At 70.1% G+C, this 20,887-nt stretch carries 23 protein-coding genes and 3 pseudogenes; 12 read left to right on the plus strand and 14 right to left on the minus strand.

Annotated features, from left to right (window positions below):
* Nucleotides 1-32 precede the first annotated feature (32 nt).
* Together ACFQVD_RS09845 and ACFQVD_RS09850 are read right to left on the minus strand one after the other, a co-directional pair.
* A pseudogene (locus tag ACFQVD_RS09845) lies at nucleotides 33-980 on the minus strand (helix-turn-helix transcriptional regulator); the annotation flags it as partial.
* Between the two features lie 163 nt (nucleotides 981-1,143).
* Complete coding sequence (locus ACFQVD_RS09850; RefSeq protein ID WP_343981540.1) at nucleotides 1,144-1,395, minus strand: hypothetical protein; 252 nt, start codon at nucleotides 1,393-1,395, stop codon at nucleotides 1,144-1,146.
* 23 nt (nucleotides 1,396-1,418) lie between these two features.
* Between ACFQVD_RS09850 and ACFQVD_RS09855 the strand changes: the two genes are divergently transcribed.
* Complete coding sequence (locus ACFQVD_RS09855) at nucleotides 1,419-1,604, plus strand: hypothetical protein (RefSeq protein ID WP_343981537.1); 186 nt, start codon at nucleotides 1,419-1,421, stop codon at nucleotides 1,602-1,604.
* Nucleotides 1,605-1,848: 244 nt separating this feature from the next.
* Here the strand turns inward: ACFQVD_RS09855 and ACFQVD_RS09860 are convergent, their stop codons facing one another.
* From ACFQVD_RS09860 to ACFQVD_RS09870, 3 genes are all read right to left on the minus strand, one after another.
* Nucleotides 1,849-2,331: an ArsI/CadI family heavy metal resistance metalloenzyme gene (locus ACFQVD_RS09860; protein ID WP_343981534.1), complete on the minus strand. Its 483-nt coding sequence runs from the start codon at nucleotides 2,329-2,331 to the stop codon at nucleotides 1,849-1,851.
* Nucleotides 2,332-2,391: 60 nt separating this feature from the next.
* The gene (locus ACFQVD_RS09865; protein ID WP_343981531.1) at nucleotides 2,392-3,330 is read right to left on the minus strand and encodes an EamA family transporter; all 939 of its coding nucleotides are present in this window, start codon (nucleotides 3,328-3,330) and stop codon (nucleotides 2,392-2,394) included.
* Nucleotides 3,331-3,582: 252 nt separating this feature from the next.
* On the minus strand, nucleotides 3,583-4,128 hold the full coding sequence (locus ACFQVD_RS09870) for a LysR family substrate-binding domain-containing protein (RefSeq protein ID WP_343981528.1): 546 nt from the start codon (nucleotides 4,126-4,128) through the stop codon (nucleotides 3,583-3,585).
* Nucleotides 4,129-4,150: 22 nt separating this feature from the next.
* Here ACFQVD_RS09870 and ACFQVD_RS09875 point away from each other — a divergent pair, with 22 nt between their 5' ends.
* Entirely contained in the window at nucleotides 4,151-5,044 is an 894-nt protein-coding gene (locus ACFQVD_RS09875; RefSeq protein WP_343981524.1) for an MBL fold metallo-hydrolase, read from the plus strand.
* Between the two features lie 215 nt (nucleotides 5,045-5,259).
* On the opposite strand, the gene ACFQVD_RS09880 is transcribed toward ACFQVD_RS09875, so the two are convergent.
* Nucleotides 5,260-5,649 carry a RidA family protein gene (locus ACFQVD_RS09880; protein ID WP_343981521.1) on the minus strand — a complete coding sequence of 130 codons (390 nt, stop codon included), beginning with the start codon at nucleotides 5,647-5,649 and terminating at the stop codon, nucleotides 5,260-5,262.
* Between the two features lie 68 nt (nucleotides 5,650-5,717).
* Here ACFQVD_RS09880 and ACFQVD_RS09885 point away from each other — a divergent pair, with 68 nt between their 5' ends.
* A complete protein-coding gene (locus ACFQVD_RS09885; protein ID WP_343981519.1) occupies nucleotides 5,718-6,320 on the plus strand; it encodes a CGNR zinc finger domain-containing protein in 603 nt (200 codons plus the stop codon).
* Nucleotides 6,321-6,653: 333 nt separating this feature from the next.
* Here ACFQVD_RS09885 and ACFQVD_RS09890 read toward each other — a convergent pair whose 3' ends face one another.
* Together ACFQVD_RS09890 and ACFQVD_RS09895 are read right to left on the minus strand one after the other, a co-directional pair.
* Nucleotides 6,654-6,872, minus strand: a complete 219-nt coding sequence (locus ACFQVD_RS09890; protein WP_343981517.1) for a hypothetical protein — start codon at nucleotides 6,870-6,872, stop codon at nucleotides 6,654-6,656.
* A 48-nt stretch (nucleotides 6,873-6,920) separates the two neighbouring features.
* On the minus strand, nucleotides 6,921-7,601 hold the full coding sequence (locus ACFQVD_RS09895) for a TioE family transcriptional regulator (protein WP_343981514.1): 681 nt from the start codon (nucleotides 7,599-7,601) through the stop codon (nucleotides 6,921-6,923).
* 282 nt (nucleotides 7,602-7,883) lie between these two features.
* Here ACFQVD_RS09895 and ACFQVD_RS09900 point away from each other — a divergent pair, with 282 nt between their 5' ends.
* The 3 genes from ACFQVD_RS09900 to ACFQVD_RS09910 all read left to right on the plus strand — a co-directional run bounded on the left by ACFQVD_RS09900 (nucleotide 7,884) and on the right by ACFQVD_RS09910 (nucleotide 11,499).
* On the plus strand, nucleotides 7,884-8,333 hold the full coding sequence (locus tag ACFQVD_RS09900; RefSeq protein WP_343981511.1) for a helix-turn-helix transcriptional regulator: 450 nt from the start codon (nucleotides 7,884-7,886) through the stop codon (nucleotides 8,331-8,333).
* 5 nt (nucleotides 8,334-8,338) lie between these two features.
* Nucleotides 8,339-8,749 (plus strand): VOC family protein, encoded by a 411-nt coding sequence (locus ACFQVD_RS09905; RefSeq protein WP_343981509.1) that lies wholly within the window; start codon nucleotides 8,339-8,341, stop codon nucleotides 8,747-8,749.
* Between the two features lie 359 nt (nucleotides 8,750-9,108).
* Entirely contained in the window at nucleotides 9,109-11,499 is a 2,391-nt protein-coding gene (locus ACFQVD_RS09910) for an excinuclease ABC subunit UvrA (protein WP_343981506.1), read from the plus strand.
* Between the two features lie 35 nt (nucleotides 11,500-11,534).
* Here the strand turns inward: ACFQVD_RS09910 and ACFQVD_RS09915 are convergent, their stop codons facing one another.
* From ACFQVD_RS09915 to ACFQVD_RS09925, 3 genes are all read right to left on the minus strand, one after another.
* Nucleotides 11,535-11,807, minus strand: coding sequence for a hypothetical protein (locus tag ACFQVD_RS09915; protein ID WP_343981503.1), 273 nt, complete (start codon nucleotides 11,805-11,807; stop codon nucleotides 11,535-11,537).
* 142 nt (nucleotides 11,808-11,949) lie between these two features.
* Nucleotides 11,950-12,291, minus strand: a complete 342-nt coding sequence (locus ACFQVD_RS09920) for a VOC family protein (protein WP_343981500.1) — start codon at nucleotides 12,289-12,291, stop codon at nucleotides 11,950-11,952.
* 361 nt (nucleotides 12,292-12,652) lie between these two features.
* A complete protein-coding gene (locus ACFQVD_RS09925) occupies nucleotides 12,653-13,579 on the minus strand; it encodes an NmrA/HSCARG family protein (RefSeq protein ID WP_386270898.1) in 927 nt (308 codons plus the stop codon).
* A 103-nt stretch (nucleotides 13,580-13,682) separates the two neighbouring features.
* Here ACFQVD_RS09925 and ACFQVD_RS09930 point away from each other — a divergent pair, with 103 nt between their 5' ends.
* Entirely contained in the window at nucleotides 13,683-14,279 is a 597-nt protein-coding gene (locus tag ACFQVD_RS09930) for a TetR/AcrR family transcriptional regulator (protein ID WP_343981495.1), read from the plus strand.
* A gap of 66 nt (nucleotides 14,280-14,345) precedes the next feature.
* Here the strand turns inward: ACFQVD_RS09930 and ACFQVD_RS09935 are convergent, their stop codons facing one another.
* Nucleotides 14,346-14,528, minus strand: coding sequence for a hypothetical protein (locus ACFQVD_RS09935; protein WP_343981492.1), 183 nt, complete (start codon nucleotides 14,526-14,528; stop codon nucleotides 14,346-14,348).
* 685 nt (nucleotides 14,529-15,213) lie between these two features.
* Between ACFQVD_RS09935 and ACFQVD_RS09940 the strand changes: the two genes are divergently transcribed.
* Entirely contained in the window at nucleotides 15,214-16,323 is a 1,110-nt protein-coding gene (locus tag ACFQVD_RS09940) for a tetratricopeptide repeat protein (protein ID WP_343981489.1), read from the plus strand.
* Between the two features lie 282 nt (nucleotides 16,324-16,605).
* On the opposite strand, the gene ACFQVD_RS09945 is transcribed toward ACFQVD_RS09940, so the two are convergent.
* A complete protein-coding gene (locus ACFQVD_RS09945; RefSeq protein ID WP_343981486.1) occupies nucleotides 16,606-16,767 on the minus strand; it encodes a hypothetical protein in 162 nt (53 codons plus the stop codon).
* 139 nt (nucleotides 16,768-16,906) lie between these two features.
* Between ACFQVD_RS09945 and ACFQVD_RS09950 the strand changes: the two are divergent.
* Nucleotides 16,907-17,047, plus strand: a pseudogene (locus tag ACFQVD_RS09950) (TetR family transcriptional regulator); the annotation flags it as partial.
* A gap of 59 nt (nucleotides 17,048-17,106) precedes the next feature.
* Here the strand turns inward: ACFQVD_RS09950 and ACFQVD_RS09955 are convergent.
* Nucleotides 17,107-17,790, minus strand: a pseudogene (locus ACFQVD_RS09955) (RNA-guided endonuclease InsQ/TnpB family protein); the annotation flags it as partial.
* 141 nt (nucleotides 17,791-17,931) lie between these two features.
* Between ACFQVD_RS09955 and ACFQVD_RS09960 the strand changes: the two are divergent.
* The 3 genes from ACFQVD_RS09960 (at nucleotide 17,932) to ACFQVD_RS09970 (ending at nucleotide 20,856) form a co-directional block, all read left to right on the plus strand.
* A complete protein-coding gene (locus ACFQVD_RS09960; protein ID WP_364158803.1) occupies nucleotides 17,932-18,366 on the plus strand; it encodes a TetR-like C-terminal domain-containing protein in 435 nt (144 codons plus the stop codon).
* A 70-nt stretch (nucleotides 18,367-18,436) separates the two neighbouring features.
* Nucleotides 18,437-19,612: a GDSL-type esterase/lipase family protein gene (locus ACFQVD_RS09965; protein WP_343974475.1), complete on the plus strand. Its 1,176-nt coding sequence runs from the start codon at nucleotides 18,437-18,439 to the stop codon at nucleotides 19,610-19,612.
* Between the two features lie 260 nt (nucleotides 19,613-19,872).
* Nucleotides 19,873-20,856, plus strand: coding sequence for a DUF2804 domain-containing protein (locus tag ACFQVD_RS09970; protein WP_343974478.1), 984 nt, complete (start codon nucleotides 19,873-19,875; stop codon nucleotides 20,854-20,856).
* Nucleotides 20,857-20,887: the final 31 nt, after the last annotated feature.

Genomic DNA, 20,887 nt, shown 5'->3' on the forward strand with positions numbered 1-20,887 from the left:
CGGCAACGGTTCCGGGGCCGCCCGCCGACCTCTCAGCCGAGCGGGTGGCCGGAGTCGTCCGCATCGCCGAAGCCCTTACCCGTGGTTCCCGATGCCGCCCGGAGACGGTCGGCCATGACGCCGATCCGCCCGATCAGCTCCGGTGGTTCATGGACCTCGAACCCGATGTCCATCAGGGCGACCCACACGACGATCTCGTCGAGGTTGTTCGCACCGCACAGGAGGACACAGGTCTCCGCGTCGACGGGCTCCACCGCCCCCACCGTCGGCGGCATGTGCCCGGTCACGACCTCCGCCGGGGCGTGCATGGTGAGGCGCGCCTGGTAGCGGTACGGGGCACTGGAGATCACCCGGGACATGTAGGCGGCGAGGTCCTCGTCAGGCGGATCCCGAGGGACGAAGCGGGGCCCGTTCGGCGTCCTCAGGCGCAGCCGGTCGACCCGGTAGGTCCGCCAGTCCTCCTTGTCGATGTCCCAGCCCACGAGATACCACCGGCGCCCCGAATGCACGAGCCGATGGGGCTCGGCTGAACGGCGGCTCTCCTGCCCCTCGTGCGACCGGTAGTCGAACCGCAGTCCCTCGTGGTCCCGGCAGGCCGCGGCGATGGCGGTCAGCACCTCGGGGTCCACCGGCGCCGCGGCCCCCGGCATGGGCACGGTCATCGACTGCAGCGCGTGAACGCGATGCCGCAGCCGTGCGGGCAGCACTCGTTCGAGCTTCGCGAGCGCCCGCACGGATGTCTCCTCGATCCCGGCGACCGTTTCCCCGGCGGCCGTCCTCAGCCCCACCGCGACCGCGACCGCCTCGTCGTCATCGAGCAGCGACGGGGGCAGGTCGGACCCGGCGCCCAGCCGGTAACCCGGCGTGCCGGCCGTGGCGTGCACGGGATAGCCCAGTTCCCGCAGCCGGTCCACATCCCGCCGTACGGTCCGCGTCGTGATGCCGAGTCGCTCCGCGAGCTCCGCGCCGGACCAGTCTCGGACCGCTCACCGACCCGGCGGCGCACGGCGGCGACCGGTCCGACGCGTTCCACCTCGTCGCCCCGTCGATTCCCGGGTTCGGTTTCTCCGGTCCGACCACCGAGACCGGCTGGGACCTGCAGCGGGTCGCGCGGGCGTGGACGGAACCGATGGACCGGCTCGGCTACCTCGGTACGGCGCGCAGGGCGGCGACAGCGGCTCGGTCATCTCGCCGACGCTCGGCCGCATCGCGCCCCAGAACGTCGTCGGCGTACACGTCAACGGCGCGCTCGGGTTCCCGACCGGCGACCCGGCCGAGTTCGAGGGGCTGACCCGGGCGGAACTCGCCCGCCTCGGCCAGTACCAGGACCAGGACCGGGCCGGCTACGCGATAATCCAGGCGACCCGGCCGCAGACCCTCGCGTTCGGACTGCACGACTCGCCCGCGGCGCAGCTGGCGTGGATCGTGGAGAAGTTCACGGCGTCGCCGTCTTCCCCGGCGACGCCGGGGTCCGGCGGATCGCCGAGCGCGAACACGACATCGTGCACTGGTCGGAGTTCGACCGGGGCGGCCACTTCGCCGCGATGGAGGCACCGGACCTGCTGGTCACCGATGTCCGCGCGTTCTTCCGGCTGGTTCGCTGACCTCAGGTTCGCCTGACATCGAACGGAACCAGGGGCCATACCGAGGGATCCCTTTGGTCTGCCGTTGTGGCCCGTTCCGGTCGTGGCGATCCTGATCGCCTTCGTGCGGGGGCAGGGCTACTGCCGGATCGGCCCCCGCATCACACCTTCCGGCCGGGCGGGTCTTGGCCGTACCGCCCCTCGACCACGGGCGGTACGGCCAAGGCCCGCTGCGGGCCAACCCGGGATGATCTTCCTCAGGTCGTCAGCAGCAGCCGGTGTTCGCCGCGGTGCCGACCGGCCGGCCGGGGGCCTGGTCCCCGTCCGGGCCACAGGCGCAGGGCGTCGCCGGGCCCTGGGCGGCGGACTTGCCCAGGACGTCGGCGTCGGCCTTGACCACGTACACCTCCCATGGCTCGGCGCCGGGACCGGTCACCCACACCTTGTCCTGCAGGGCGTAACAGCAGGAGGTGTCGTTCTCCTCGAAGGTGGCCAGCCCGGCGTCCTTCAGCCGCCGGGTGGCCGCGGTGACCTGGTCGGTGTCGGTCACTTCGACGCCGAGGTGGTCCAGGCGGGTGTCGTGGCCGGCCTCGCCTTCCAGGAGCACCGGCTTCAGCGGGGGCTCGGCGATGGCGAAGTTGGCGTAGCCGGGGCGACGTTTGGCGGGTTCGGTACCGAACAGTTTGGAGTAGAAGGCGATCGAGCCTTCCAGGTCGGAGACGCGAAAGGCGAGCTGAACACGGGACATGCGAGTCCTCCTTCTCGCCGCACGGCGTCTACCCGCGAACCGCCGAAGGATCCGGCCGTTTCAAGGACCGGTGCCCGGTTCTGAAACGGCGAGGGCGGAGCCGGTGGCGGTCTGGGCGAGCAGGGCGCCGGACAACACGATCAGCCCGCCCACGATCTGGAACGCACCGAGCGTCTCGCCGACCAGCGCCCAGGCCACGATCGCGCCGCCGATGACCTCCAGCGACGCCACGGTGGCGCCCACCGCGGCCGAGAGCCGCCGCACGGCGTGCACCCCCAGGATGTACGCGACCACGGTCGCCACCAGCACCATCCACAGGTACGCCACCAGCACCGGCAACATCCGGCCGCCACCCGCGGCGGGCGTCGCGGAGACCATGAAGGCGTCCCACAGGATGTTCCAGGGCCGGGCGAACGGGGTCAGCACCACGGCCGCCCCCGTCATCCCCCAGGCGATGAGTCCAAGCGGGTCCACGTCGTCGCCAAAGCTATCGTTCATCAGGAAATATCCGGCAGAGCATGCTCCGGCCAGCAACCCCAGCAGCAGGCCCGGCACGTCCAGCCGTACCTCCTGCCAGACCTCGACGACGACCCCGAGGCCCACGACCGCGACGACCGCCCCGACGTACGCGGCCCGCGCGAGCCGTGCCTTTCGTACGAGCCGCACCCACGCCACCACCATCACCGGCGCCATGCACACCAGCAGCAACGCGATCCCCACCGGCAACCGGGTGATCGCAACAAAGTAGAGCAACTGCACCCCGGCCACCGCCATGACCGCGTACAGCCCGAAGAACGGCAACCTGGAGCGGGGTATCCGCAACGCCCGCGGCCTGGTCACGGCCAGCGCGGCCACCAGTAACAGCCCCGCCCCCGCCATCCGCGTCCACACCGCCTCGATCGGCGTCAGCCCGGCGGTGATGAGGTATTTGGCCATCGGCCCCGAGAACGCGAAACACCACGAGGACACGAACGCGAGCGCGAGCCCCGCATGCCTCATTTCACACCACCTGTGTCGTAACTACCGTCCAGCGGGCTTGACGCTGACATGTTCGGCGCCCCAGGCGCAACAGGATAAAGATCTTCGCATGATCGCTGACGGCGGACGACGGCGGTGCGGGGACCTGGCCGTTCCGTACGGCGACGGACGATCGGCTTCCGGTCCGCACCGTCGAGGAGGAACATCGGCGGCCTGTCGGTGCCCTACAGCAGCGGAAACGGGTTTGCAGCGGCGCCGGTCGCACGGACTCGGCTACGTTTGCGCCGACCGGTACGCGTTAACGGCGATGTGGGCGAATGAGCGGATCAGGGGACTCTCATGCTCGGTCGCCCAGGCGACAACAAGAAGGCTCGGGGGCATGTCGGTCAGGGGCGCCCAGGTCAGCTCGTCGGGCAGGGCATGGGTGAGCGGCGCGATGCCGACCATGCCGTTCCAGAGGACGGCCTGCGTGCATTCGTTGACGGTGCGCACCACCGGGCCGGCAGGCCGCTCGCCGACGGGCGTCGCCCCGTTCCAGTAGGCGCGCCAGACCGGGTCCGTGCCCTCTGGCAACTGGAACCAGGGACGGCCGGCGAGGTCGGCCAGGCACAGGGTGTCGCGGCCGGCCAGCGGGTCGTCCGCGCGCAGGACGACCCCGACCGGGTCGGAACGCAGCACGCGCGTGCTGATGCCGATGTCGTCAAAGGGCAGTCGGGTGAGCGCCACATCGGCCAGGCCGTTGCGCAGTCCCGTGGTGGGGTCGGTGAAGTCCGCCTCGCGGATATCGGGATTGCGGAATCGGTGTTGGACGCCGGGCACGCGCCGGCGGCAGGGTCGGAGCATGTCTTCCGAACCCCTCACCCACGAGCCGATCGTCGAGATCTCCCAGGTCCGGGAACTCGCCCGCGACCTGGTGGTGATCCCGAACCGCGGGGCGGAGCTCGTGCCCAACATCGGCGTCATCGGCGGCGACCACTCTGTGCTGGTCGTCGAGACCGGCATGGGACCGCGCAACGGCGAGAAGGTGCTCGCCTTCGCAACCGAGTACGCCAAGGGCCGCAAGCTCTACCTGACCACGACGCACTTCCACCCTGAGCACGCGTTCGGCGCGCAAGCCTTCGCGGGCGAGGCGACGTACCTCGTCAACGGCGCGCAGGCAGCGGACCTGGCCGGCAAGGGGCCGGGCTACCTCGAGATGTTCCGCGGCCTCGGCGCGCCGATCGCGCGGCAGCTGGAAGACGTCGAGCCGGTCACGCCGGACGCGGTCTACGACGGCGCGTACGAGCTCGACCTGGGCGGCCGGGTCGTGCGGCTGCGTGCCACGGGACGCGCCCACAGCAAGGGCGACCAGGTGGTGACCGTCCCTGACGCGGGTGTGCTGTTCACCGGTGACCTGGTCGACGCCGGACAGTTCTCGATCTTCCCGTGGTTCCCGCCGTACGACACCGACGTCTCGGGGTTGCGCTGGATCGAGGTGATGCGCGGCCTGGTCGCGACCGGCCCGAAGGTGGTGGTGCCCGGCCACGGCGACATCTCCGGCCCGCAGTTGCTGGTCGATGTCCGTGACTATCTCGAGCTGCTGCGCGACGAGACCTGGGTGCGGCGCGACTCGGCTATGACCCAGGAGACAATCGTCGCGGAGGTCAAGGCGCTGATGATCGAGCGGCACCCGGAGTGGGTCGGCCAGGAGTGGATCGAAAAGGGCGTTGGCTGCTTCTGCGCGGAGCACGCGTGACGCGCCGGTAGCGCGGCATCTCCGCCTGCGCGAGATCTTCGGCGTCCCGGAGGCGGACCTGCCCGCCATCTCGGCCGAACACGCGGGGCCGGTGTTCGTTGAGGAGGCGTCGCAGGCCGCGAGCACGGCGGCGCCGTCATCATCGACCTGCTGTGTCCCTTCCGCAGGCGGGAGAGGCGGCGGTACGGCGAGGCCGACAGCGGCGTCGAAGGGGGTCACACGACGGCGACGGCGTCGATCTCGACGAGGAAGCCGGGGCCCAGGCCGGCCACGACGTGGACCGTGATGGCCGGCGGCGGGTCGGCCCGGTTCCACACCTCCTGGAAGGCGGCCACCCCCTCGTCGAACGTGTGCCCGTCCACCACGGCGATGCGCCAGTGCACGATGTTCGCCAGGCTCGCCCCCTCGCTCTCCAGGATGGTCGTGAGGTTGCGGAACGCCTGCCTGGACTGCTCCCCGACCGTGGGACCGACGACCTTGCCGTCGGCGCCGACGCCGTTCTGCCCGCCGACGTAGATCGTCTTCGTCGGCTGTTCGACCACGACGGCCTGGCTGAAGGCCGGGCTGCGATGGAGTCCTTCGGGGTTGATGTGCCGTACACCCATGTGTCGCTCTCCTCTTGACGATAACACCGGTCATACTGGTTTCGTTCGACACCAGTTATAGTAGTGTCATGCGAGCGAACGCAACCGGACGGGTGCTGCACGACCCCAAGGGCGGGTCGTTCCGGTTCGATGCCGGCGCCGTCTGCCTGGACTTCGCCCACACCGGCGGTGAGGGCCGATACGCGGTTTTCGAGACCCTGCACGAGCCTGCCGACCTCGGTGAATGGCTGGCCCAGCCGCCACTGGCCGCGGTCATGACGGTCCCCGTGACGGCCCGCGAGCTGACCGCGGCCAAGACCCTCCGCCAGGCGATCTGGGACGCGGCACACGCCCAGGCGGCGCGTCACCCCCTCCCCACCGGAACCGTCGCCACCATCAACCGGGCCGCGGCCGCGGCGCCGCTGATCCCCGCGCTCGCCGCCGACGGCACGACCGCGGGGTGGGCGCCGCCGGTGCGGGCAACGCAGGCACTGTCGACGCTGGCGCGGGAGATGATCGAACTGCTGTCCGGGCCGCTCGCCGAACGCATCCGCGAGTGCGCGAGCGACAACTGCCCGCTGGTGTTCGTCGACACCTCCCGCCCCGGCGCCCGGCGCTGGTGCGCGATGGAGCGCTGCGGCAACCGCCACAAGCTCCGGGCTCTCCGCGCCCGGCGGGCCACGGACCCGTGACGCGGCCTCAGGCACGGCGAACCCAGCGTTATCCCAGACCGCCCACCGGACCCGGCCGGCGCCGTGAAGACGTGAAGCGTGAAGACCAGGTGGTCGCGCCTGGACGTTGCTGTGGGACTTCCGTCCAGGGGTGAGCCGCGGCCATCGGTTCCCGTCAGGCGTCCGTCTTGATCCGGCCCAGGCGAGCTGCCGGCGATCTCCCGGCGCCGGGATGGTCGCGCCGCTGAATGCGATGCCCAGGCCGGTGCCGGCGAAGTAGACGACGATCGGCATGCTGGAGGACATGCCGGCGGCGAGGCGGGTCGGCGGCAAGCGGATCTGTCATCGAAGGCCTCAAAGGTCGAACCGATCGGTGCCATCCCTTGCGCGCCGGTTGCCGAAGGCTTGACGATCGCCCCTGCCCGCACCCGCGCCGCCATCGTCGAAGCGGTGGTCCCGATGCCGCACGAGCGCGGACCTGACGGCGTCGGCGACGGCGAGCCGTGCGCCCGCGCCGGCGTGCCCGAGGTCCGAACTTCCGCGGCCGCCCGGCACCGGGTCGAGGCCGGTCACCCACAAAGGAAACGTTCGTGCGACCACCTGTGAACTCGCCGTCAGGTGCTACGACGTCCCCAGATAGGTGTCGAGCGCGCCCGCGCCCGCCAGCATCGCCAAGCCCCGCGCCGTCAGCCGGTCGCGCCACTCCCGCAGCGTCGCCTGCAGCGGTTCCGCTCCGCCCGCCGCCCGCACCTGCTCCAGCACCCGCGCGATCTGCTCCAGCCCGTGCCCGCCCCGCCGCAACTGGTGTGCCAGCAGCACGTCACGCACGTCGGCGGAGGTGTAGACGCGGTAGCCGGTGCGCGGGTCGCGCCGGGGCACGATCAGCCCGGCCCGCTCCCATTTGCGCAACGTCGCCGGCCGGATACCGAGCCTGCGCGCCAGCGGCCCGATGAACGTCACACCCGGCTCCAGATCACGCGGCGGTGCCAGGTCGCCCAGTGCCCGTTCCACGGCCTCCAGCGTGCACCGGTCGCCGGCCAGTTGCGCGTGGCTCTCGTCGATCAGCCGCAGCGCCTCCTCGGCCGCGCCGCCGTTCACGGCCCGCATGATGGCCCCCGCGGCCGCGTGGCCGTGCGCGGGTATCAGCACCAGGAACGTCCGCAACGCCGCCGCGTGGCGCGGAGCGTAGACGCGGTAGCCGTGCGGCGAGCGCTCGGCCGGCGGCAGGATCCCCGCCTCCTCGTAGTTGCGCACCGCCTGCGTGGACAGGCCGTGCTCGCGCGCCAGATCGATGGGTCGCAACCGTATTTTGAAGGTAGGCTCTCGTCAACAGCGGGAAATAACGCCAAAGTTTACACCTATGGCGCAATGATACCGTTGAAGGTGTGACAGCCTTGGGTGGCAGGTCAGGCGGTGGCCAGGTCCTCGTTGCCCAGGCGCGTCTGCTTGCTCCTCGCCATGAACCGGCGCAGCCTTGGACTGCCGAAGATCACCTGCCGCGACCGCGGCTTACGGTTGCCGTCCACGGAGTGGGGTGGGACACCAGCGGCGCTGGGCGACTCCCGCGCGACGTACGATTCGCATGTGACCAGCAGACCCGCCACGGCGCAACACCTGCGCGACCTCGCGCGGCTGCGCCGTGTCCGCGACCGGATCGACCGGGAGTACGCGCAGCCGCTGGACGTCGAGGCGCTGGCCCGCGGCGTGCACATGTCGGCCGGGCACCTCAGCCGCGAGTTCCGGCGCGCCTACGGCGAGTCGCCCTACGGCTACCTGATGACGCGTCGTATCGAGCGCGCGATGGCGCTGCTGCGCCGCGGCGACCTCAGCGTCACCGAGGTCTGCTTCGCGGTCGGCTGCTCGTCGCTGGGCACCTTCAGCACCCGCTTCACCGAACTGGTCGGTGCGCCGCCCAGCGTCTACCGGCGCCAGGCGGCGGAGGCGACCGCGGGAATGCCGTCCTGCGTGGCGAAGCAGGTGACCAGACCGATCAGGAATCGAGAAGCGCCGGCCCCCGAGCCGCACCTAGCGTGACTGCCATGGACATCACCATTCACACGAGCTTCCTCCCGCACGACGACCCGGACGCCTCCCTGGCCTTCTACCGCGACACCCTCGGCTTCGAGGTACGCAACGACGTCGGACAGGGCAAGATGCGCTGGATCACGGTCGGCCCCGCCGGGCAGCCCGGCACGTCCATCCTCCTGGCCCCGCCGGCCGCCGACCCCGGCGTCACCGACGACGAGCGCCGCACCATCGCCGAGATGATGGCCAAGGGCACCTACGGCTGGATCCTGCTGGCCACCCCCGACCTCGACGGCACCTTCGAGAAGCTGCAGGCCGGCGACGCCGAGGTCGTCCAGGAGCCGACCGAGCAGCCGTACGGCGTCCGCGACTGCGCCTTCCGCGACCCCGCGGGCAACCTGGTCCGCATCCAGGAGGTTCGCTGAACCGTCCGGCGATCGCAGCCGTGATCGCACAGACGGCACCGTGCGGGAGCCCGCGCACGACGCCGACGGCGACCACCTGGCGACCACCTGGAGCCACCGCCGCCGCCCCTGACGGCAGCGTCCCCGAACCGCTTCACGACCGATGAGTGCCGCCCCCGCTCCCCTGCCCAACGTCGTCGCGCCACCGAGCAATCGATGTCCGGGGGGAACGAGTCGCGTCCCCGGCTGACGCGGTGGACTGCTGCCGTGACCGCCCCACTGAAGGAAAAACCAGACGTACTACTTGAAACTGGTTAGATCAAGCCAGGCCACACCGACGAAGACCGCGAAGGCGACCTCGCCTAACAGATGGAGACACGATGAGCACGGCCCCCATGACGGACCCGCAGTCGCCTGCGCTACCCGCTGCCGACAGCCACGATCTGATCCGTGTGCACGGCGCGCGTGTGAACAATCTCAAGGATGTCAGCGTCGAGATCCCGAAGCGTCGGCTGACGGTGTTCACCGGCGTCTCCGGCTCGGGCAAGAGCTCGCTGGTGTTCGGCACGATCGCCGCGGAGTCACAGCGTCTGATCAACGAGACCTACAGCGCCTTCGTGCAGGGCTTCATGCCGACGCTGGCGCGGCCCGAGGTCGACGTCCTTGAAGGGCTGACGACCGCGATCCTCGTCGACCAGGAGCGGATGGGGGCCAACCCCCGCTCCACGGTCGGCACCGTCACCGACGCCAACGCGATGCTGCGCATCCTCTTCAGCCGACTCGGCCGGCCGCATATCGGCTCGCCCCAGGCATTCTCCTTCAACGTCGCCTCCATCAGCGGAACGGGTGCGGTCTCGTTCGAGCGCGGCGGGAAGAACATGAAGGAGCGGCGCGACTTCAGCATCACCGGCGGCATGTGCCCGCGCTGCGAGGGCATGGGCCGGGTCACCGACATCGACCTGTCCCAGCTCTACGACGACTCCAAGTCGCTCAGCGAGGGTGCGCTCACGATCCCCGGCTACAGCATGGACGGCTGGTACGGCCGGATCTTCAGCGGCTGCGGCTTCTTCGACCCCGACAAGCCGATCCGCAAGTACACCAAGGCCGAGCTCCACGACCTGCTCTACAAGGAGCCGACCAAGATCAAGGTCGATGGCATCAACCTGACGTACGAGGGCCTGGTCCCGAAGATCCAGAAGTCGATGCTGTCCAAGGAGAAGGAGGCGCTGCAGTCGCACGTCCGGGCCTTCGTGGAGCGGGCGGTGACGTTCACCTCCTGTCCCGAGTGCGGCGGTACCCGGCTCAGCGAGGCGGCCCGATCCTCCAAGATCAAGGGGATCAGCATCGCCGACGCCTGCGCGATGCAGATCAGCGACCTTGCCGAATGGGTTCGCGACCTCGGCGAGCCGTCGGTGGCGCCGCTGCTCACCGCGCTGCGGCAGTCCCTCGACTCGTTCGTGGAGATCGGGCTGGGCTACCTGTCGCTGGAGCGGCCGTCGGGCACGCTGTCGGGTGGCGAGGCACAGCGCGTCAAGATGATTCGCCACCTCGGCTCCTCGCTCACCGACGTCACCTACGTCTTCGACGAGCCCACCATCGGCCTGCATCCCCATGACATCCAGCGGATGAACGGCCTGCTGCTGCGGCTGCGGGACAAGGGCAACACGGTGCTCGTCGTGGAGCACAAGCCGGAGACGATCGCGATCGCCGACCACGTCGTCGACCTCGGCCCCGGCGCCGGTACGGCGGGCGGCACCGTCTGCTTCGAGGGCACCGTCGAGGGGCTTCGAACCGGAGCCACCCTCACCGGCCGCCATCTCGAGGACCGGGCCGCCCTCAAAAAGACGGTGCGCACCTCCACCGGCACTCTGGAGATCCGCGGTGCCACCCGTCACAACCTGCGCGACGTCGACGTCGACATCCCGCTCGGCGTCCTTTGCGTCGTCACCGGTGTCGCCGGCTCCGGCAAAAGCTCGCTGATCCACGGATCGATCCCCGCCGGTGCGGGTGTCATCTCGGTCGATCAGGGTGCGATCCGCGGCTCGCGGCGAAGCAGCCCGGCGACCTACACCGGACTGCTCGACCCGATCCGCAAGGCGTTCGCGAAAGCCAACGGTGTGAAGCCCGCATTGTTCAGCGCCAACTCCGAGGGTGCCTGCCCCAACTGCAACGGCGCCGGCGTCATCTACACCGACCTGGCGATGATGGCCGGCGTCGCCACCACCTGCGAGGAGTGCGAGGGCAAGCGGTTCCAGGCATCGGTGCTGGACCACCATCTCGGTGGCCGCGACATCAGCGAGGTGCTCGCGATGTCGGTGACCGAGGCCGGGGAGTTCTTCGGCGCCGGCCAGGCGCGCACGCCGGCCGCGCACGCCATCCTCGACCGGCTCGCCGACGTCGGGCTCGGCTACCTCAGCCTCGGCCAGCCGCTCACCACGCTGTCCGGCGGCGAGCGGCAGCGGCTCAAGCTGGCCACCCACATGGCCGACAAGGGCGGCCTCTACGTCCTCGACGAGCCGACCACCGGCCTGCACCTCGCCGACGTCGAGCAGTTGCTCGGCCTGCTCGACCGGCTCGTCGACTCCGGCAAGTCGGTCATCGTCATCGAGCACCACCAGGCGGTCATGGCGCACGCCGACTGGATCATCGATCTCGGTCCCGGCGCCGGCCACGACGGCGGCCGGATCGTCTTCGAGGGCACACCCGCCGACCTCGTCGCCGCCCGCTCCACCCTCACCGGCGAGCACCTCGCGGCCTACATCAGCACCTGACCGAGACCCTCGCGGACACCGTGAGACGAGTTCTCTCACCCGCGCGTCTCCAGGAAGGTGCGCAGCGTGGTGCACGCGCCATCGGCGTAGGCGTCGGACAGCGAATCGACGGCCGACCCGCTCTTGGTGCGGAAGGTCGGCTCCAGCGGCAGGCCCGTGCCGATCGCCTCGGGGATCCAGTCCCCGAGGCGATCAGCGCGTGGCCTGCACCGGCGCGGATGTAGGCCAGGTACACGGTGCCGATGCCGTTGTCGACGCCGTCCGCGCCACCGCACCCGCCGGACCTCCACGACGGGCTCGGCAGCCACTCATGATCTTGCCCTCGCCACACAGGAATGATCACGAGCGGCTGATCCCGTTGTGTCGCCCCCCATTACGAGATCGCGCCGGCTGAACCGCGTCATCCCGGCTCACGCAGCGATGACCGGATGTCACACCAGTCCGGGCCGATCACCCGGGAGCGCCGCCGAACCCGATCTCGTTCCCGTCGGGATCGCGGTAGGTGGTCTTGCGCACGCCGTTGGAGTAGGTCTCCCGTTCGGCGGGGGCGAGTCCCCGCTCGGCGATCTGCGCGACGAACGCGTCGAGGTCGTCGACGAAAATCGTGTGCATGGCGTAGCCGGCACGCTCGGGCCGCTGCTCGATGAACACGAACCGATGTTCTGCGAGCTCCCATACGGCCTCCGTGTCGTTCGGGACGAACGTGGGCGGGGAGCCAAGCAGCCGTTCGTACCACTTCAGGGCTGCCGCGTACTCGGTGACCGGAATTCCGGCGAACAAGTCGAGGGCCATGCCGCGATCATATGGACTTCGTCTGGTTCCCGTGGCCGTGCAGCTTCAGCTGTGCCCGCATCGTCGCATACGCCCGGCTCGGCTGACATGGGCCGCCGGATCGGGGTGGAGCCGCCGGCGGTCGGGGGTAGCACCGGCGGGGAAGAGCTGTCACCAGGTTCAACACGGTCGCGTGCACCTGGGTGACGGCTTCGTCACCGACAGCCCGACACCCCCATGACAGGCCGGGCCCCGCCGAGGAGCCGGCCGGTGTCGGCGGTCGTCAACATCCCGGCCGGGACAGGTGCCCTTTGCGCGGCCCGGGCGCGCCAGGGCATCGGCTCGGGTGAGGAGCGAACAGGGCGAGTGTCCCCAGGCAGTGTCAGGCTGTGGCCCGTAGGTGTTCGTGTGCCCATTCCTCGAAGGACGTGAGCGGGATGCCGAGGGCCCGCGCGTACTCCGGGCGGGCGGGTTGCCCGGCCACGTTCATGTGTTCGTGGGAGATGCCCGCCCACACCGGCATTCCTGCGGCGATCGCCTCCTCCTCGGTCATGTCGGGCGCGGTCAGTTCGGTGCCCAGCGCCCGGGAGAGGACCTCGGCGATCTCCGTCATCGTCAGGTGGTCGCCGGCCAGCTCCAGCTCGACGCCGTCGAACCGCTGCGGTGCGGCGACGGCCGCGGCGGCCGCCTTGCCGATGTCGTCGACCGCGATGAGGGAGAGCCGGGTGCCGGGCTTCAGCACGGTCGCCAGGCCGCCCTCGACGCCGCGGGGAATCAGGTAGGCCATGGACGGGAGAAAGTTCTCCATGAAGCAGCCCGGCTTGATGAGCGTCCAGTGCCTGAAGCCCGCCTTGCGGACCCGGTCCTGGATCTCGGCCTTGGTGGTGTAGTAGGGCTCCAGGGGCGCCCAGCGGCCTTCGGCCCAGCCAGGAGTCTCGGTGTGCTGCCCTGCGCCGGAGACGGACGTGTGCACGAACTGCGGCACGCCGGCGGCCAGCGCGCCGTCGATCAGGTTGACGGCCTGGGTCAGCTCGCCGTCGAAGTCGATGACGGCTCCCTTGATCACGGGCATCTGCACCGAGAAGACGGCCCGGACTCCCGTCGCGGCCCTGATCAGGGAGTCGCGGTCCCGAAGGTCGCCGGTGACCAGTTCGGCGCCGAGGGCTTCGACCGCCCTGGCTCGGTCGGTCGTGGGATCGCGGACCAGCGCGCGGACGGGGACGCCGGTCGCGAGCAGGGCGCGGGCGGTGGCGCCCCCCTGCTGTCCGGTGGCGCCGGTGACCAGGACGGGTGCGGGATCGGTGGACATGAGGCCTCTCCTGAGGTAGGCGTTCATTAAACGGCGGACCCCGCCGTTTATACTTCGGTAAGATACGGCGGACCCCGCCACTTAGCAAATGTGAGGTGACGCCATGCCCGCCCAGCGTGCGGACGCCCAGCGCAACTACGTACGCCTGCTCGCCGTGGCCGAGGAGGCGATCGCCGCGCACGGCGCCGACGCGTCCATGGAGCAGATCGCCCGTACCGCGGGAGTCGGATCCGCCACCGTGCGCCGGCACTTTCCCAGCCGCCACGCACTGCTGAAGGCGGTCTTCCGCGAACGGGTCGAGAGCCTGTGCGCCCACGCCCGCGACCTGACCGGCAGGGCCGACACCCGGGCGGCGCTGCTGGAGTGGCTGAGCGCCGTCATCGCGGACGCCGCGACCATCCGGGGGCTGGCCGTCGCACTGACCCGCGACCGAGCGGCCGGCCCCGACGTGGCGCACGAGAACTGCTGTTCGGCGCAGCTCACCGAGGCGGGCGAGCCACTGGTGCGCCGCGCCGCAGACGACGGCGCGCTGACACCGGGCGTGACCATCGCCGACCTGCTCACCCTGGTCACCGGCATCGCCCTGGCCACGGAACACCACCCCGACCCCGCCGCCGAGGCAGACCGGCTACTCGGCCTGACCGTGGTGGGAGTCAGCCCCCTCGGGGGTGAGCGGAGGGGAGAACCTGACGACTGCTGAGTTTGCGGAGTGGCCGCAGTCCGCGCCGCCCGGCGGCACGTCAGCAGCCCGGTTCGAGGTGGCCGCTCATTTCCTGTCGCGCTGGTTGTCGAGCAGGCGGACGAGCAGGCTCATGGTGGCGGCGCCGGCGGCGCCCCCACTGAGCAGGGCGGTGGGCCAGGCGGCGCCGGCGGCCAGGGTGAGCGCGCAGGCGATGGTCGTCACCAGCGTGGTGGCGGTCAAGGTGAGAAGTACGGGTACGGAGAACATCGGGGTCGCTCCTGAGGTGGCGTCGCCGGGGACCCGGCGGTCTGGTCATCGGCCCAGAACGCGATGAGCTCGGTCTCGGTGAGCTCATCGCTCGGGCAGTGGGGCGGAATACGTCCGGTGGTCAAGGCCCACGCGGTCACCAGCAAGGTCAGCAGCTGGTCGTCGTCGTGAACCCACGGTGGAGGTGGGGAGCCCGGCCGGGTGCCGGTGACGCGGAGAAAGACAGGCGAAGCGGCCGGGGCGTGCGCCATGGGCTTCCTCCTTCATCGTCGGCACTGAGGTGTGATCAACGATGAAGGTGCCGCCGTCTTGGCCGCTACCGATTCAAACATGTCCGGAAGAGACCGGATAAATACCCTTTTGCAAGGTGAGAAATATTTACGTTCTCGACGCCGACATCCCTTTGCCCCGACCTGGCGGGCAGGATTTTCGGTGTCCTTCAGGGCGGCCCGGATCTATCCGATTTCATCCGGTTTCATCCGGAGCCACCCGGATCACTCCGATGTGAGCCGACCCTATCCGGACTCATCCGGACTCATCCGGATTGCGTAATCGCAGGTCAACGTCTGGTTAATCCCGGACGAAGCGGAATGTGCGATCTCCCTCAGCTTGACCGTCGGTTAGTGCCAATATGACTCCCGCTACTACTTGTAGATCACGGATCACTCATTTCCGGCTAAGGGCGATGGCTGAACAACATCGTGTTGCGGCGCTATGCGCCTTCGTCGATCAGCTCAACGAGCTGCGCGGCCTGGCTGGCTCCCCGCCGCTGTCTCGGCTGCACACGCTGTCGATGCGCATTCCAGAGAACAACGAGGGCAGGGGGCTGGCACCAAGCACCACCCACGACATCTTGACCGGCAAACGCAAACGCGCCCCGGCCTGGGCGTGGGTGGCGTCCTTCGTGGCCGCCTGCACGACGGCCGCCAAGCAGACCGGCCTGGACGTGCAGGCCATGGGCGACACCCAGACCTGGTATCAAAGCTGGCGGGCCGCTCACGATGCCCGGCCCGATCCGCCGGCCGTGCCCACCGAACCTGCCACGCCCGCCCTCACCACGCCGCCGGCGGGACCGGCCCCCACCGTGTTCGCGGCCTCGCCCTCACCCACACAACGGCCCGAGGCCGAGCAGGCGCGGTCCACACCTACGCCCCCCGCGCGGCCAACGAGCGGCAGAGCACCGCACCGGTCGAGCACCAAGATCGTGTTCGCGCCGCTCCCGGCGGCCCGGCAGCGGTTGTTGCGGATCTACGGCAGGACCGGTACCCGCCTGCTGAACCGCAGCGAGGCCGGCAACGGAGACGACTGCATGCGCCTGGCCGTCATCGCACTGCTGAAAGGCTGGCCCCAAGAGGCACGCCAGTGGCTGCGCCAAGCCGGCGACGCCGGTCACCCCGCCGCGCCGGGCCTGTTCGACGACCCCGATCGCCTGCAGGTGGCCGCCGAACTCGCCTACCACTACGGCCACCGCTACCAGTGCTCGGATCCGAACAAGCTCAGCCTCGCGATGTTCCTCTACCGGCTGGCCAGCGACCACGGCCACGCCGAGGCCGCCTATCGCCTCGCGGGGATCCACCGGGCCAAGGACGAAGACTGGGCGGCCGCGAGTCTGTTCAGCCGCGCGGCCGACAACGGCCACCCCGAGGCCGCCGCAGAGTTCGACGGCGCCTCCGAACAGCTCACCCAGCCCCCGTGGAACGCCGAGGGCGCGCTGCCCATCGGCCTGATCGAAGAACAAGAACCCGCCACGGAGCCGCCCTCGCCGGCCGGTGACCCTCCCGCGGAGTTCACCTGAGGCGGCCTGAAGGCCACCGGTACCGCCCATCACCCCGGCCACCGGCAAGCGACACGGTGAGACGGTGAGAGCGACGTCGAGGCCCATCGTGAGGACACAGGCAGGCTCGAAGCGGCCTAGGCCGATGATCAGGATCTTGCCCCTTCCCCTCGGATGGGGGCGGTTCTGCCGCGGCGACCGACCTCCAGCAAAGTGTCTATCAGTGATCACCTTGTCACTTCAGGTGAATTCCTTAATTGCCGTGATTCTTCGAACCGCGCTTCCACCGGCCACCGCGCGCGCTCACCGCGACCGGTACCGCCCGGTAGGGCGTGATCCCCCCGGCCCGTTACCGCGTTCCTGCGGTTCGGGCACCGGCACCACCAGGTCGGTGAGCGCGAAGTCGCACTCCTCGGCCTCGCCGACCAGTCCACTCGACGCCTCCCTCTGAGCGATGGTGATCACTATCGGCTCCGCGGAGCGGACGGCCCGCCCGATCCAGGTGCGGCCCCCTTGCCAGTCGGCGGCCTCCTAAATGACGGGCTGATTTGCCTAAAACTATTAGGCAAATGCCTAATATATGTCGCTAAAAGGGAGGAAGGCCATGGTTCGCGCAGGACTGACCGCGGAGCGCCTGACCCGGGCGGGGGCGGAACTGGCCGACAAGGTCGGCTTCGACCAGGTGACCGTCTCGGCGCTCGCCCGGCGGTTCGACGTCAAGGTCGCGAGTCTGTACTCGCACGTCAGCTTCTCGGCCGTAGACGACCGAGCGTGCAGCTCCTCGCCGTCGATGGGTTCGACGGTTCAGGCCGCGTCGTCGGCAGCGTGACTCACTGCCCAGCCCGCCACTCCGCGTGAGGCGATGTTGCGGGCCGCGTTGACGTCGGCGTGCTCAGCGAAGCCGCACGACGTGCAGGAGAAGGTCGCCTGATCGGGCCGGTTCCTCTTGTCCACGTGCCCGCAGGACGAGCAGGCCTGCGAGGTGTAGGCCGGATCGACGTACACCACGGCGACGCCCTGGCGGGCGGCCTTGTAGGCGATGAACCGGCCGAGCTGGTGGAAGCTCCACGAATGCAACGTGACCCGCTGGGGCTTGCGGAGCCGTACCCGGTCACGGATGCCCTGGAGGTCTTCCAGGGCGATGCCTTGCCCGGTGCGTGCAGCCTCGGTCACGATGCGTTTGGCGATGATGTGGTTGGTGTTCGCGGCGAACCGGGCCTCGGCCCGGCGACGCCGCTTCAGCAGCCGTTTGGCGGATGTGGTCTGCTTGGCCTGCAGGCGGCGGCGCAGCTCGCGGTGGCGGTGGCGGACCGCGTTCAGGGTTTTGCCGCTGTGGCGAACCCCGCCACTTGTGGTCGCGATGTTGGCGATCCCCAGATCCACTCCCAGGAATCCGTCCGGGGCGGCGACCGGCCGGTCGGGAATATCGCAGGTGGCGATGAGGAACCACATACCGTCGCGATACAACAGGTCCGATCTTCGCCGCCTCCTGCGGCGGCGCCCCCTTGAGCATCATCAAGGGACACATCGAAAACCAGAAACGCTCGGACCAACGACCGGACGTTCACAACCCCAGGACCCGGAAGCGATTCCTCCCGGGCATGAACGCCCGGGGTTCCTCGCTAGATAATGCTGAAGAACTCCCAGGACCTCAAGACCAGGATCGCCCTGTTCGCCCTGGAGGAACTCGCCGACCGGGTCGCCGCCGCCCTGGCCGGGCGCGCCGGCAAGGACGCCCTGGCCGCCTTCGCGAACGTCTACCGCGACTACGCCCGGGAGCACCCCGGCCGCTACACCGCCGCCCGGCTCAGGCTCGACCCCAAGACGGCGGCCGCCGGCGCCGGCGTCAGACACGCACAGATGACGCGGGCGATCCTGCGCGGCTACGACCTGACGGAGCCGGACCAGACGCACGCGGTCCGGATGCTGGGCAGCGTCTTCCACGGTTACGTCAGCCTGGAGATGGGCGGAGGCTTCAGCCATACCGCGGTCGATCCGCAGGAGTCCTGGGCCTGGATCGTTGATTCCCTCGACGCTCTGCTGCGGAACCGGACCGCGCCCTGACCATCAGAGGGCCGCAGCGCACATTGGCGCATCCGAACAATCCGGAAATCTTGATCAACAGGCTGGGGTAATGAACACCGAGCACGACTGGATCATCACACCCGTCACCGCGGACATGCTGCGCGGCGTCCTCGACGTGGAACGCACGGCGCACGGCCTGTTGCCGCACCGGCTGCCCGCTCGGGCTCGTCGGCAGATCCCTGACGACCAACTGGCCGTGGCCGAGGCACAGTCGTCCGGCGTACGACTGGCCTTTCGCACCCGGGCCACCGTCATCGAACTGGACACACTGCCCACCAAGAGGGCCTACCGAGGTCTCCCTGCCCCGGCGGACGGCGTATACGACCTGCTGGTCGACGGCCGTCTCGCCGCCCAGGCCACGGTGACCGGCGGCAAGGTCCGCACGATCGACATGACCACCCAGTCCGTCGAACTGCGTGAAGGGCCTCACGGCACCGCCCGGTTCACCGATCTGCCCGCCCGTGACAAGGACGTCGAGATCTGGCTCCCTCATACGGAGATCACCGAGCTGATCGCCCTGCGCACCGACGCCCCGGTCGAGTCGGCACCGAACAGCGGGCGCAGGGTGTGGCTGCACCACGGCAGTTCCATCAGCCACGGCTCGAACGCCACCCGCCCGACCGCCATCTGGCCGGCCCTGGCCGCCGCCCAGGGCGGAGTGGAGCTGGTCAACCTGGGATTCGGCGGCAGCGCGCTGCTCGACCCGTTCACCGCCCGCGCGATGCGGGACACCCCCGCGGACCTGATCAGCGTCAAGATCGGCATCAATGTCGTCAACACCGACGTGATGCGCCTGCGCGCCTTCACCCCGGCGGCCCACGGTTTCCTCGACACCATCCGCGAGGGGCATCCGACCACACCGCTGCTGGTCGTGTCCTCCATCCTGTGCCCGGTCCAGGAGGACACCCCCGGCCCCCTCGCGCCCGACTTCGACGGCGGGAGTTTGCGGTTCAAGGCCACGGGCGACCCGGCCGAACGCGTCGCCGGACGCCTGACGCTCAACGTCATCCGCGACGAACTCGCCCGGATCGTCGAACAGCGGGCGGCTGACGACCCGAACCTGCACTACCTCGACGGCCGCGACCTTTACGGCGAGACGGACTACGCCGAACTGCCGCTGCCCGACGAGGTCCACCCTGACCCCGCGGGGCACCGTCGCATCGGCGAGAACTTCGCGCGGCTCGTGTTCGGCACCGGCGGCCCGTTCGCCACCAGGACCGGCTGACCAGAGGTGATCACTACGGAGCCGCGTCGCCCTGCCGCGCCGTGAGCGCCATGGTGGCCACTCCCCCGGCTGTTCTGAGAGATCCGTTCCGTCAGGGCCTGGGCGCGGGAGGTGCGAGACGCCGAGGAACGCGTGATCACGGTCCGCCGGGGGCGGCAACGCCGCCCCCGGTGGTGCCCGGGTGCCTCGCGCTCCCGTTCCGGAGCGGCGTACGCCCACCCGGGGTGGGAACCCCGGTCGTGCGCCACTACCCTCTGGCTATGCCGACCCACGAGCGGGAGATCACCGCCCCCGTCGATCTGTGCCTGCCCGACGGGCGCCTCAACCCCGACGCGGTCGGCTGGAGCAGGCGCCCGCTGCACCGCGCGAACCTGCGCGGCTGGGGCAGGACCAAACGCTGGGAGTACTGGGGCGTCGTCACCCCCGGCCACATCGTCGGACTGGTGGCCTCGTCGCTCGACTACGCGGGTGTGCACGGCGTCTACGTGCTCGACCGCGCGACCGGTGTGGAGATCACCAAGGACGTGGTCGTGCCGCTGGCGCGCGGCGCGGTGCTGCCGGACCGCAGCGGCGCGGGCCGGGTGTCGGTACGGGGTCCGGGCCTGCGCATCGACATCGACCAGCGCCCCGAGGCCACCTCGCTGCGGGCCGCCGTGCCCGGGGTGCTGCTCGACGTGGAGGTGCCGCTGCCGGAGGGGCACGAGTCGCTCGGCGTGGTCGTCCCGTGGAGCGCCCGGAGGTTCCAGTACACGGTCAAGGACGTCGGCAGGCCGGTGCGCGGCACGCTGACCGTCGGGGAGAGCCGGCACGTCCTCGACGAGGCGACCTCCTTCGCGGTGCTCGACCACGGACGGGGCCGCTGGCCGTACTCGATCACCTGGAACTGGGCGGCGGGCAGCGCGCCGGGGCGGGCGATCCAGCTCGGCGGCAAGTGGACCGACGGCACCCGCTCGACGGAGAACGCGCTGTTCGTCGGCGGGCGGATGCACAAGATCGGCGATGAGCTGGCCTGGGTGTACGACCGGCGCGACTGGATGCGGCCCTGGCAAATGACCGGTCCCGGGGTGGAGGTGGTCTTCCACCCGTTCCACGAGAAGATCTCACGCACCGAGCTGGGGGTGGTGGGCAGCGAGACCCATCAGTGCTTCGGCCACTTCTCCGGTCGCGCCAGGACCGACGAGGGCGAATGGGTCGACCTCGACGGCCTGGTCGGCTGGGCCGAGGAGGCCCGCCAGCGCTGGTGAGGACCGGCCATGCCGCCCGCCCGGCGCCGGC

The organism is Streptosporangium amethystogenes subsp. fukuiense, from assembly GCF_042665875.1.
Classification (GTDB): domain Bacteria; phylum Actinomycetota; class Actinomycetes; order Streptosporangiales; family Streptosporangiaceae; genus Streptosporangium; species Streptosporangium fukuiense.